Origin of the sequence: Yersinia vastinensis, assembly GCF_902726565.1 — a bacterium.
Classification (GTDB): domain Bacteria; phylum Pseudomonadota; class Gammaproteobacteria; order Enterobacterales; family Enterobacteriaceae; genus Yersinia; species Yersinia vastinensis.
In genome coordinates this window covers 1-12,847 of sequence record NZ_CACVAF010000010.1, presented here as the reverse complement: position 1 = coordinate 12,847, position 12,847 = coordinate 1, and the positions used below count along the sequence as shown (strand labels likewise).

The following is a 12,847-nucleotide window of genomic DNA, read 5'->3' as shown; positions in this document are numbered from 1 at the left end:
CAGTTTTGATGTTTTAGCCGCCCTGAGGGGCGGCTTCTGTTTTGGAACGCTCATGTTTGATATTGGTGTGAATTTAACCAGCTCGCAATTTGCCAAAGATTGTCCCCAAGTTGTTGCTCGTGCACAAGACGCAGGAGTAACGGGGATGTTGATTACCGGTACTAATGCTGAAGAGAGCCAGTCTGCGCTTGAGCTTGCCACTGCTTACCCGGGGTATTGTTGGTCAACGGCCGGTGTTCACCCGCATCATGCGAGTTGCTGGCAAACGAGGGTTGAGCAACAAATCAGGGCATTGGCGGCAAATACTTCAGTGGTGGCGATTGGTGAATGTGGGTTGGATTTTAACCGCAATTTTTCGACGCCAGCAGAACAAGAAATTGCATTCACTGCGCAACTTGCGTTGGCCGCAGAGCTTTCTTTGCCTGTATTTTTACACTGTCGTGATGCCCATGAACGTTTTATCGCTTTGCTTTCGCCTTGGTTAGATAAAATCCCTGCCGCTGTTGTGCATTGTTTCACAGGCACCGCTGATGAATTGGACGCTTGCCTTGCATTAGGATTATCTATCGGCATTACAGGCTGGGTTTGCGATGAACGTCGGGGTCTTGAACTAAGAGCGCTACTGCCGCGCATTCCTGTTCAGCAATTGTTGTTAGAAACAGACGCCCCTTATTTATTGCCAAGGGATATACATCCTAAACCTGCATCCCGCCGCAATGAACCCTGCTTTCTGCCTCACATCGTCCAGCAGGTTGCTGTCTGGCGAAAAGAAGACCCTAAATGGCTGGGGCAGAAAACTGATGAGAACGCCCGCCGGATTTTCCGGTTGGTTTGAGTTAGGAGAACAATATGAGCTATGCATTCCCGGGCACCTTCCCAGGTCGCCGTATGCGCCGTGTGCGCCGCCATGATTTCAGTCGCCGACTGGTTGCTGAAAACCAGCTAACAGTCAATGACCTGATCTACCCGGTGTTTGTCATGGAAGGCAACAACCAGCAGCAAGCGGTCTCGTCTATGCCCGGTGTTTCGCGTATGACGATTGACGTGTTGGTAAAAGAGGCTGAGGTCATTGCCAAGCTCGGCGTCCCGGTTATCTCCCTGTTCCCAGTGATTGAATCAGGCTCGAAATCATTACTTGCAGAAGAAGCCTATAATCCAAATGGCTTGGTACAACGAACCGTGCGTGCTTTAAAAGACGCTGTACCGGAGTTAGGAATCCTTACCGATGTTGCCCTCGACCCATACACAACTCATGGGCAAGATGGTGTGATTGATGCTGACGGTTATGTCATCAACGACATCACTAAAGAGATTCTGGTGCGTCAGGCGTTGTCACATGCAGAAGCGGGAGCAGAGATTGTTGCCCCAAGCGATATGATGGATGGCCGCATAGGCGCTATTCGTGATCAGTTAGAATTACAAGGGTTGGTGAATACGCAAATTATGGCGTATTCAGCGAAATATGCCTCTTGTTACTATGGCCCTTTCCGCGATGCTATTGGCTCTAGCAGTAATTTGAAGGGGGGGAATAAGAAAACCTATCAAATGGATCCAGCTAACAGTGATGAGGCTTTGCAAGAGATAGCCCAAGATTTGCAGGAAGGTGCCGACATGGTGATGGTCAAGCCTGGAATGCCTTATCTGGATGTTGTGCGTCGAGTGAAAGATACCTTTGGGGTTCCGACTTTTGCGTATCAGGTTTCTGGTGAATATGCGATGCACATGGCAGCCATTCAGAATGGCTGGCTGCAAGAAAAACCGACAGTTATGGAGTCACTGTTATGCTTTAAACGTGCAGGTGCTGATGGGGTATTAACCTATTTTGCCAAGCAAGTTGCACAATGGTTGCATGACGATCAAATGCAGCGCTAACCTTTTGAAATATCTATTTAGGTAGGTACAAATGTACCTACCTCTATTGGCTGTTGTTCTGAAACATTATTGTTTTTCGAACTGGCGATTATCCAGACTTTGCAGCACTTGGCTGTTGAGCATTTTCAGTAGCAGCATTGAGCGTGCTTCACCATCGGGTTCGGTATAAATTGCCTGTAACCCGGAAAAAATCCCCTCTGTAATCGTCACGATATCCCCTGGTACGGGCACCTCTGGGGCAACGATTTTGTCCGCAGTATGAGATTGCATTTCAGCGATAACCAGTGCAGGAATGATAGCGGGTTGGGCACCAAATCGCACAAAATGGCTGACACCACGGGTGGCGCTTATCGTGGTGGTATGAATATGTTCCGGATCAAACTCGACAAACAGATAATTGGGAAATAACGCTTCTGTCGTTTCCGCTCGCTTTCCGCGGACTATCTTTTCGATAGTCACTACCGGTGTCCAGCAGTTCACTTCTTGTCGCTCAAGATGCTCTTTTGCGCGTAAAAGCTGGCCACGTTTGCAATATAATAAATGCCAATATTTCATAATTTCACATGCCTTTAGGTACTATTTGGCAGCATAGCAAAAGTGGTGATATATAAACAGTGAGGATAAATGTGCTATGTAGAGCATATGGTTTTTATACAAAGAGTTAGCCTATTTCTATCGATAGCATGATCTTTCTATTAATTATTGTTAATGATAGAGGGTGGCATGATACTTTTTCGAGTGAGCCCTTATCCATTTTTAACAAAAAGACAGCAACTGCTATAAAGACAGCCTATAATGGCGCATCACATAGCCGCCGAAATGATCAGCATGAAATACCGTGACCTACGTGACTTCCTCTCGTTGCTGGAACAGAGGGGTGAACTTAAACGTATTAGCCAGCCTATCGACCCCTATTTGGAAATGACAGAAATTGCCGATCGCACCCTGCGTGCCGGTGGTCCTGCATTACTGTTTGAAAATCCTAAGGGCCACACTATGCCAGTGCTGTGTAATCTGTTTGGTACAGCCAAGCGGGTTGCCATGGGAATGGGGCAAGAAGATGTCAGCGCACTACGCGATGTTGGCAAGCTATTGGCTTTCTTAAAAGAACCCGATCCTCCGAAAGGGTTTCGTGATTTATTCGATAAACTGCCAAAGTTTAAGCAAGTGTTGAATATGCCAACCAAGCGCTTAAGCTCTGCCCCGTGTCAGGAGCAGGTCTGGGAGGGAGATGATGTCGATCTGAGTCGAATTCCGGTCATGCACTGTTGGCCAGAAGATGCCGCACCCTTGGTTTCTTGGGGGCTGACGGTAACTCGTGGGCCACATAAAGAGCGTCAGAATTTGGGTATCTATCGCCAACAAGTGCTGGGCAAGAACAAGTTAATTATGCGTTGGTTATCCCATCGTGGTGGGGCTCTGGACTACCAAGAGTGGTGCGAGGCGCATCCTGGCGAGCGTTTCCCGGTGGCGGTGGCTCTGGGCGCTGATCCTGCAACTATTTTGGCTGCGGTAACCCCTGTGCCCGATACGTTGTCTGAATATGCCTTTGCCGGTTTGTTGCGTGGGTATAAAACGGAAGTCGTGAAGTGCCTTTCCAATGACCTTGAAGTGCCTGCCAGTGCGGAAATTGTGTTGGAAGGGTATATTGAGCAGGGTGAGATGGCCCCGGAAGGCCCTTATGGTGACCATACCGGCTATTACAACGAAATTGATAGTTTCCCTGTCTTCACTGTCACACATATCACTCAGCGCCAAGACGCGATTTATCATTCAACTTATACTGGTCGCCCACCGGATGAGCCCGCGGTGATGGGGGTTGCGCTGAATGAAGTATTTGTCCCTATTTTGCAAAAGCAGTTCCCAGAAATTGTCGATTTCTATCTGCCACCAGAAGGGTGTTCATACCGTCTGGCCGTGGTGACAATCAAGAAACAGTATGCAGGCCATGCTAAACGCGTGATGATGGGTGTTTGGTCGTTTTTGCGCCAGTTTATGTATACAAAATTTGTTATTGTTTGTGATGATGATATTAATGCACGTGATTGGAATGATGTTATTTGGGCCATTACGACCCGAATGGACCCCTCCCGCGATACGGTATTAATTGAAAATACACCAATAGATTATTTGGATTTCGCCTCACCGGTTTCCGGTTTGGGATCGAAAATGGGGCTGGATGCCACCAATAAATGGCCAGCAGAGACTCCGCGTGAATGGGGGCGTCCAATTAAAATGGATGAAGAAGTCCGCGCCCGCGTTGATGCTATTTGGGATGAACTCGCCATTTTCAGTGACAAAGAGACGACACGCTAACCGGCGTTGATCTTGTCCTTAGTTTTGCATTTGATGACCCGACAGAGGGAAGGCATGACAACTTTAAGCTGTAAAGTAACCTCCGTAGAGGCCATTACCGATACGGTGTACCGGGTGCAATTGGTGCCTGCATCTGCATTTTCTTTCCGTGCTGGGCAGTATTTGATGGTAGTAATGGATGAGCGGGATAAGCGCCCATTCTCTATGGCATCCACACCGTTGCAGAAAGATTTCATCGAGCTGCATATCGGAGCTTCGGAAATCAATCTCTATGCTATGGCGGTGATGGACCGAATTCTGAAAGAGAAAACGCTGGATGTGGACATCCCTCATGGCGAGGCGTGGTTCCGCGAGGGCAGTGATCGTCCGTTGGTGTTGATTGCCGGTGGCACAGGTTTCTCCTATGTGCGCTCAATTTTGTTAGCGGCACTGGCAGAGCGGCCTGATCGTGAAGTCTCCATCTATTGGGGTGGACGCGAAGCTGTGCATTTATATGACTTAAGCGAGCTAGAAGCGCTGTCGATTAAGTATCCTCAGCTAAAAGTTATTCCAGTGGTCGAGCAACCAGAAGAGGGTTGGCGTGGCCGTACCGGAACGGTACTGAGCGCGGTGTTGCAAGATTACGGCTCTCTCGCTGAGCAGGATATCTATATTGCTGGCCGTTTTGAAATGGCTAAAATTGCCCGTGAGCGTTTTTGTACTGAACGTGGTGCGCAGGAAGCACACATCTATGGTGATGCTTTTGCCTTTATCTGAGTGAATGTTGTGATTCAGAATAAAAAAGCCCGCCCCTGACAGGCGGGAAAACGGCAACTAAACACCAGGTACAGCGGTTATCAGGGCCTGTATTCAGGCCCTTAATATTTCTTAGTGAGATATTTGAAGTTATACGCGTTCAAAGACGGTAGCGATACCTTGGCCTAAGCCGATACACATGGTCGCCAAACCGAACTGCACATCGCGGCGTTCCATTAGATTGAGCAATGTGGTTGAGATTCGTGCCCCTGAACAACCCAATGGATGACCTAATGCAATAGCTCCTCCATTCAAATTGACCTTGTCATCCATGCTCTCCAGCAAACCCAAACCTTTCAGACAAGCCAGTGATTGAGCGGCAAACGCCTCATTTAATTCAAATAAACCAATATCTTCCAGCTTTAGCCCCGCACGTTTTAATGCTAATTGACTAGCAGGCACTGGGCCATATCCCATAATTGATGGGTCACAGCCGACAACCGCCATTGAGCGAATACGGGCGCGCGGTGTTAAACCTAATGATTTCGCACGGGATTCACTCATAATCAGCATGGCAGAAGCACCATCGGAAAGTGCCGATGATGTTCCTGCAGTCACTGTACCGTTGACGGGGTCAAAGGCCGGGCGCAGTGCTGCCAGACCGGCCAGATTTGTTTCTGGGCGAATAACTTCATCGAAATCAAAACGCTTTAAGATGCCATCAGCGTCATGTCCATTAGTCGCGACGATCTCATTGGCAAAATGACCAGCTTGTGTCGCGGCATAAGCGCGTTGATGAGAACGAACAGCAAACTCATCTTGTGACTGGCGGCTGATATTGTGGATTTTTGCCAGCATTTCAGCGGTTAAACCCATCATACCCGCAGCTTTAGCCACAGTACGGCCCATGCCCGGATGGAAGTCAACGCCATGATTCATGGGGACGTGCCCCATATGTTCTACACCACCAATCAAGCTGACTTGTGCGTCACCCACCATGATAGATCTTGCGCCATCATGTAGAGCCTGCATTGACGAACCACACAGGCGGTTAACGGTAACGGCAGGAACGCTATGTGGGATTTCAGCCAACAAAGAGGCATTGCGGGCGATATTAAAGCCCTGTTCTAGCGTCTGTTGCACACAGCCCCAATAGATATCATCGATTTCAGCGGCATTTAGCCCAGGATTACGGCTCAAGATTTCTCGCATCAAGTGAGCGGAGAGGTCTTCTGCTCGAACCTGACGGAATGCACCGCCTTTCGAGCGGCCCATCGGCGTGCGGACGGCATCAATAATGACTACATTTTCCATGTTTTCAGACCTCATGCCGGTTGACTGGTAGAAACATCAAGCAGCGCTGCTGCTACAGGATAATAACTTTCGTTATGTTCAGCTTTGGCTCTCAATCCCGCAGGGACGTGATACAGCGCGCCAAGGTGGGTATAGCGCTGGGCCATTTCGACATAATTCGCACTGCCGATAGTATCGAGATAACGGAAGACACCACCGTGGAATGGCGGGAAGCCCAGCCCATAAACCAAAGCCATGTCACCTTCAGCCGGGCTGGCAATAATGCCTTCTTCCAGACACCGCACAACCTCATTGATCATCGGTATCATGGCGCGCGCGATAATATCGTCGTCGCTAAATTTCTGAGTAGGTTGGCTGACTTGTGCCAGTAATGCATCAACTTGCTCGTCATTCTCTTTACGCGGTTTACCTTTGGCATCTTGGGTATACCGGTAGAAGCCTTGGCCATTTTTCTGACCGAATCGTTGGTTCTCAAACATCACGTCAATGGCATCGCGATAATCTTTATTCATACGATCCGGGAAGCCAGCAGCCATCACGGCTTGTGCATGATGCGCGGTATCAATCCCTACCACATCTAACAGATAAGCTGGGCCCATTGGCCAACCAAACTGTTTTTCCATCACTTTATCAATTTGACGGAAATCACCGCCATCTCTGACTAACAGACCGAACCCCGCCAGATATGGGAATAAAACGCGGTTAACAAAGAAGCCCGGACAATCATTCACTACAATCGGTGTTTTACCCATTTGTGTGGCATAGGCCACAACGGCAGCAATCGTTTTGTCGGAAGTTTTGGCACCACGAATAATTTCAACCAGCGGCATACGATGAACTGGGTTGAAGAAATGCATACCGCAGAAATTCTCTGGGCGTTTAAGTGAGTGAGCTAATTGATCGATTGGAATGGTCGAGGTATTAGAGGCTAAAACGGTTTCTTCACTGATCAGCGCTTCAACTTCAGCCAGAACAGCGGCTTTCACTTTTGGATTTTCCACCACCGCTTCTACGATGACTTGCGCACGTTCAATTCCGCTGTAATCCAGTGTTGGCTGGATAGTTGCCAAAATATTCGCCATTTTCAGGCCATCGACTTTGCCGCGTTCCAGTTGTTTATTGAGGAGTTTGGCAGCTTCATTCATCCCAAGGGTGAGCGATTTGTCATTAATATCTTTCATAATGACGGGCACGCCTTTCAGTGCCGATTGATAGGCAATTCCACCGCCCATAATCCCGGCCCCCAATACCGCCGCTTGTTTGGGGGCGCTGACACCTTTGGACAGTTTTTTTGCCTGACCTTTAACGTATTGGTCATTAAGGAAAATACCGACCAATGCACGAGCTTCATTGGAACCTGCCAATGGCACAAAGCTATTGGTTTCAAGTTTCAATGCCTCGGCTCGGCCAAGTTTTGCCGCAGCTTCGATAGTTTTTACGGCGGTTATTGGCGCTGGATAGTGTTTCCCCGCGACTTGCATAACCATGCCTTTGGCAATGGTAAAGCACATGGCGGCTTCTGTTAGGTTGAGCTTTAGTGGCTCTAATTTTGGGCGGCGGGCTGCTTGCCAATCAAGTTTTCCATCAATCGCCTGTTTCAGCATAGCTAAAGCGGCATCAGCCAGCTTTTCAGGTGCAACAACTGCATCAACCAGTCCAACTTTTAGGGCGTCTTTGGCAATAATATCTTTGCCAGCTGCAATGATTTCTAATGCACTGTCAGCACCTAATAAGCGGGGTAAACGTACAGAACCACCGAAGCCCGGCATGATACCGAGTTTAGTTTCGGGCAGACCAATACGGGTTTCTGGCGATGCAACACGGAAATCAGTGGCCAGAATACATTCACATCCACCACCTAATGCGTATCCATTAATGGCAGAGATTGTCGGGACTGGTAAGTCTTCCAAGCGATTAAAGATATCGTTGGCGAAGACCAGCCATTGGTGCAACTTTTCCGGTGGCGCATTAAACAGAGACAGAAACTCGGTGATATCGGCACCGACAATAAAGGCCGCTTTGGCAGAACGCAGCAGTAACCCTTTAAGTTCGCTTTGTTTTTCCAGCACAGCCAGGGCTTCACCCAAATTGGCTACTGTTTTGGTATCCAGCTTATTAACTGAACCCGGTGCATCAAACACCAACTCGGCAATGCCGTTTTCCAGCCAGTGAAGCTGTAGTGTTTCGCTTTGGTAGAGCATATCTATCTCCTGAATAAGCGCATGTGATCTGGTATGACCAGATATTCAGGAAGTGTGGATATTTTGTTAATGAATTGCAAACAAGAGATTGATTTTTTGCAGTGAAGATCACAGTCAATCAGAAAGGGTAATTGATTTTTATCATATTTATTCGTGACGTTTGGGCGGTTAAATAATCAATTTATCGAGTGACGTAATGTATTTTTCAGGCAGATAAGTTGTCATCAAAACATGGCTTTGGCGACTATGATAAGATGAAAAAATTAAGTTCTAATAGCAAAGGGTACTGTGATGGAAACGCTGGCTTCTTTATATAACGAACATTTATCCACCCTACAACAGCGCACTCGCGACGTGCTGGAGCGTCATCAGCTAGATGCTTTACTGATTCACTCCGGCGAATTACAACGTATTTTCCTTGATGACCGTGACTATCCTTTTAAAGTTAATGCCCAGTTCAAAGCTTGGGTGCCGGTGACTCAAGTCCCAAACTGCTGGTTATGGGTTGATGGGGTTAATACGCCGAAGTTATGGTTTTACTCCCCGGTAGACTATTGGCACAGTGTAGAGCCACTACCAGATAGCTTCTGGACAAAATCAATTGATATGCAGCCGCTAGCTAACGCGGATGATATTGCGCAGCAATTACCTGTGCAGCGGGATCGCGTGGCCTATATTGGATATGCGCAACACCGTGCTCAGGCTCTAGGTTTCAGTGCGGAAAATATTAATCCGCAGCCGGTGCTGGATTACCTTCATTTCTATCGTTCTTATAAAACGGACTATGAGCTGGCGTGCATGCGCGAAGCACAAAAGATGGCGGTCACCGGACATCGGGCTGCTTATGAGGCATTCCAATCAGGAATGAGCGAGTTTGATATCAATCTTGCCTATCTGATGGCAACGGGGCATCGTGATACTGATGTGCCTTACGATAATATCGTGGCGCTGAATGAACACTCTGCTGTGCTTCATTACACTACCTTACAGCATCAGCCACCGGCAGAAATGCGTAGTTTCTTGATGGATGCCGGTGCCGAATATAATGGTTATGCTGCTGACCTGACTCGCACTTATGCCGCTGACAGTGACAGCGATTTTGCCGCATTGATCAAAGATATGAATGATGAACAATTGGCACTGATCAAAACCATTAAAAGCGGTGTGCGCTATACCGATTATCACGTTCAGATGCACCAGCGCATTGCCAAGTTGCTTCATTCCCATAATTTAGTCACAGGTATCAGTGAAGATGCCATGGTTGAGAAAGGGATTACCTGTCCGTTCTTGCCTCACGGGCTGGGCCATCCTCTAGGGCTTCAAGTGCATGATACCGCTGGCTTTATGCAGGATGATACCGGTACTCACTTGGCAGCTCCATCAAAATACCCTTATCTGCGTTGCACTCGAATTCTGCAACCACGGATGGTTCTCACTATTGAACCTGGCCTCTACTTTATTGAATCGTTATTGGCTCCTTGGCGTACCGGGGAATTCAGTAAGCACTTCAATTGGGAGCGCATTGAAGCGCTGAAGCCTTATGGTGGCATTCGCATAGAAGATAATATCGTTATCCATGATAATCGAGTTGAGAACATGACTCGTGACCTGAAGCTGGCCTGATGCAGCCTTATCTGATACCTGCCGCGCCGGTAACTATCAGCGAAGAGATTAAAAAAAGTCGTTTTATCACCTTGTTGGCACACACCAATGGGGTGAATGAAGCGAAAGATTTTATTCAGCAGGTTAAACAGCAGCATCCTACAGCCCGGCATCATTGCTGGGCTTTTGTTGCAGGTACGCCGACAGATTCACAGCAATTAGGTTTTTCTGATGATGGTGAGCCCTCTGGTACTGCGGGGAAACCTATCTTGGCCCAACTGATGGGGAGTCATATTGGCGAAATTACTGCCGTGGTTGTGCGTTACTATGGTGGTATCAAGCTCGGTACTGGCGGATTAGTCAGGGCGTATGGCAGCGGTGTCCAGCAAGCGTTAAAACAGATTGAAGTAAAATATAAAGTCCCACAGGTAGAATATACTTTGCAGTGTGACTATGCGCAGCTTGCCATGGTAGAAACACTATTACAGCAGGTTGAAGGCCAGATTTTACAGAGTGAATATGCACAACTCGTGACTCTTCATCTCTCATTGCCAGCAACTCAAGCCAGTCAGGTCGGGGATAAATTGCGTGATCTCAGTCGTGGTACGTTGCAATTGACGCCCATTTCGCAATAATCCCCATCCAAGTGAATTGCTAAGGAACGTGCCGGAATGCATTTTCGTGCCATAACCCGTATTGTTGGTCTGCTGGTCATCTTATTCTCCGGGACAATGTTTATTCCTGGGCTAGTGGCCTTGATCTATCGTGATGGTGCCGGCCGTGCCTTCAGCGAAACCTTTTTTGTTGCTCTGGCGATTGGTCTTTTGCTTTGGCTACCAAACCGAAAACAGAAACATGAATTGAAGCCGCGTGAAGGTTTCCTGATTGTTGTGCTGTTCTGGACGGTACTGGGCAGTGTCGGGGCATTACCTTTCTTATTCTCAGAGCGGCCCAATCTCTCTCTCACTGATGCATTCTTTGAATCATTCTCCGGTTTGACCACTACTGGAGCGACCACGTTGGTGGGTTTGGATTCATTGCCAAAAGCCATTTTATTTTATCGGCAAATGCTGCAATGGTTGGGGGGCATGGGGATCATTGTGCTGGCGGTGGCAATCTTACCTATTTTGGGCGTTGGAGGGATGCAGCTCTATCGGGCAGAGATGCCTGGCCCGTTGAAAGATAATAAAATGCGGCCTCGAATTGCTGAAACCGCGAAAACACTATGGCTTATCTATGTCTTACTGACCATTGCCTGCGCGCTTTCTTTGTGGGGGGCGGGGATGTCGGTGTTTGATGCTATCTCTCATAGCTTCTCCACTATTGCAATTGGTGGTTTCTCTACTCATGACGCCAGTATTGGTTACTTCAACAGCCCGACTATTAACACCATCATCGGTATTTTCTTGCTGATTTCTGGCTGTAACTTTGGTCTGCACTTTGCGGTACTCAGTGGACGCAGTTTGAAAGTCTATTGGCGTGATCCTGAATTTCGCATGTTTATCTTTGTACAATTGACCTTGGTTATCGTGTGCACCTTGGTGCTTTGGCAACATAGTGTGTACAAATCGGGGTTAGAAACCTTAAATCAGGCATTTTTCCAAGTGGTCTCTATGGCAACCACGGCAGGCTTCACGACGGACAGTATTTCTAAATGGCCGTTGTTCTTGCCGATACTCTTATTATGCTCTGCATTTATAGGAGGGTGTGCGGGATCAACTGGTGGTGGTCTGAAAGTGATTCGTATCCTGCTGCTCTACCTGCAAGGCTCGCGTGAATTAAAACGTTTAGTGCACCCGAATGCGGTTTACACCATTAAGCTGGGGCGGCGTGCGTTGCCGGAAAGAATACTGGAAGCTGTCTGGGGGTTTTTCTCCGCCTATGCTTTGGTTTTCATCATCAGCATGTTGGCGATCATCGCAACGGGTGTTGATGAATTTTCTGCTTTTGCGGCAGTCACCGCAACTTTGAACAATCTTGGGCCAGGTCTGGGTGTTGTTGCTGATAACTTTACCTCTATGAATCCGGCGGCAAAATGGATACTGGTGATAACCATGTTATTTGGTCGACTGGAAGTCTTCACTTTGTTGGTTCTCTTCACTCCAACATTCTGGCGTGAGTAATTCTGCATAAGGAACATTGCTATGAAAGTATTGATACTTTACTCCAGCCGAGATGGCCAAACGAAAACCATCGCTTCTTATATAGCTAAAGAATTATCGGTGGTAGCCACTTGTGAAATACAGGACTTGGCAGACGTGGGGCAAATCGATCTGAGCCAATACCAGCAGGTAATGATTGGTGCTTCAGTACGCTATGGGCATTTCAATCCGAGTTTGACCAAATTCGTCAATAAACACGTCGAACAACTCAACCAGATGCCGAGTGCTTTCTTTGCGGTTAACCTGACAGCACGTAAGCCAGAAAAGCGTTCGCCACAAACAAATGCTTATGTGCGTAAGTTCCTGCTCAGTACACCGTGGCAACCGACATTGTGCACCGTATTCGCAGGAGCCTTGCGTTATCCCCGTTACCGTTGGATCGACCGGGTAATGATCCAGCTTATTATGCGTATGACTGGTGGGGAAACGGATACCAGTAAAGAAGTTGAATATACGGATTGGCAGCAGGTCAGCGGTTTTGCTCAGGATTTCTCGGAATTGTCGTACAAAAAATAACAAGAATGACGTTTATCGCAGCAAATCGTTGAAATAAAACACGGTTGAAAAGTTTTTTTAAATTAGGGGTTGCAGGCTGTCAGGAACTCCCTATAATGCGCCTCCACTGACCGGGAACAACGAAACAAA

General features: G+C 47.8%; 11 protein-coding genes. 8 read left to right on the top strand and 3 right to left on the bottom strand.

What is annotated here, in order from left to right; translation table 11 throughout:
- Nucleotides 1–52 precede the first annotated feature (52 nt).
- Both tatD and hemB read left to right on the top strand, forming a co-directional pair.
- Nucleotides 53–835, top strand: coding sequence for a 3'-5' ssDNA/RNA exonuclease TatD (gene tatD / locus HUZ92_RS15245; protein WP_050101023.1), 783 nt, complete (start codon nt 53–55; stop codon nt 833–835).
- 14 nt (nt 836–849) lie between these two features.
- On the top strand, nt 850–1,872 hold the full coding sequence (gene hemB / locus HUZ92_RS15240) for a porphobilinogen synthase (protein WP_128451640.1): 1,023 nt from the start codon (nt 850–852) through the stop codon (nt 1,870–1,872).
- Nucleotides 1,873–1,938: 66 nt separating this feature from the next.
- On the opposite strand, the gene rfaH is transcribed toward hemB, so the two are convergent.
- Complete coding sequence (gene rfaH / locus HUZ92_RS15235; protein WP_050101025.1) at nt 1,939–2,427, bottom strand: transcription/translation regulatory transformer protein RfaH; 489 nt, start codon at nt 2,425–2,427, stop codon at nt 1,939–1,941.
- 264 nt (nt 2,428–2,691) lie between these two features.
- Between rfaH and ubiD the strand changes: the two genes are divergently transcribed.
- Both ubiD and fre read left to right on the top strand, forming a co-directional pair.
- A complete protein-coding gene (gene ubiD, locus HUZ92_RS15230) occupies nt 2,692–4,188 on the top strand; it encodes a 4-hydroxy-3-polyprenylbenzoate decarboxylase (protein WP_050101038.1) in 1,497 nt (498 codons plus the stop codon).
- A 54-nt stretch (nt 4,189–4,242) separates the two neighbouring features.
- Nucleotides 4,243–4,944, top strand: coding sequence for an NAD(P)H-flavin reductase (fre, locus tag HUZ92_RS15225; RefSeq protein ID WP_128451639.1), 702 nt, complete (start codon nt 4,243–4,245; stop codon nt 4,942–4,944).
- 129 nt (nt 4,945–5,073) lie between these two features.
- On the opposite strand, the gene fadA is transcribed toward fre, so the two are convergent.
- Both fadA and fadB read right to left on the bottom strand, forming a co-directional pair.
- A complete protein-coding gene (gene fadA, locus HUZ92_RS15220) occupies nt 5,074–6,237 on the bottom strand; it encodes an acetyl-CoA C-acyltransferase FadA (protein WP_050101027.1) in 1,164 nt (387 codons plus the stop codon).
- Nucleotides 6,238–6,248: 11 nt separating this feature from the next.
- Nucleotides 6,249–8,438, bottom strand: coding sequence for a fatty acid oxidation complex subunit alpha FadB (gene fadB, locus HUZ92_RS15215; RefSeq protein ID WP_145580137.1), 2,190 nt, complete (start codon nt 8,436–8,438; stop codon nt 6,249–6,251).
- A 291-nt stretch (nt 8,439–8,729) separates the two neighbouring features.
- Here fadB and pepQ point away from each other — a divergent pair, with 291 nt between their 5' ends.
- From pepQ to hemG, 4 genes are read left to right on the top strand one after another with little or no spacing between them, the layout of a single operon-like run.
- Entirely contained in the window at nt 8,730–10,061 is a 1,332-nt protein-coding gene (pepQ, locus tag HUZ92_RS15210) for a Xaa-Pro dipeptidase (RefSeq protein WP_050101029.1), read from the top strand.
- The gene (locus tag HUZ92_RS15205) at nt 10,061–10,675 is read left to right on the top strand and encodes an IMPACT family protein (protein WP_050101030.1); all 615 of its coding nucleotides are present in this window, start codon (nt 10,061–10,063) and stop codon (nt 10,673–10,675) included. Before pepQ ends, HUZ92_RS15205 begins: the two co-directional genes overlap by 1 nt.
- Nucleotides 10,676–10,711: 36 nt before the next feature.
- Entirely contained in the window at nt 10,712–12,163 is a 1,452-nt protein-coding gene (gene trkH, locus HUZ92_RS15200; RefSeq protein WP_050101031.1) for a Trk system potassium transporter TrkH, read from the top strand.
- Between the two features lie 21 nt (nt 12,164–12,184).
- Nucleotides 12,185–12,718: a menaquinone-dependent protoporphyrinogen IX dehydrogenase gene (gene hemG, locus HUZ92_RS15195; protein ID WP_050296220.1), complete on the top strand. Its 534-nt coding sequence runs from the start codon at nt 12,185–12,187 to the stop codon at nt 12,716–12,718.
- Nucleotides 12,719–12,847: the final 129 nt, after the last annotated feature.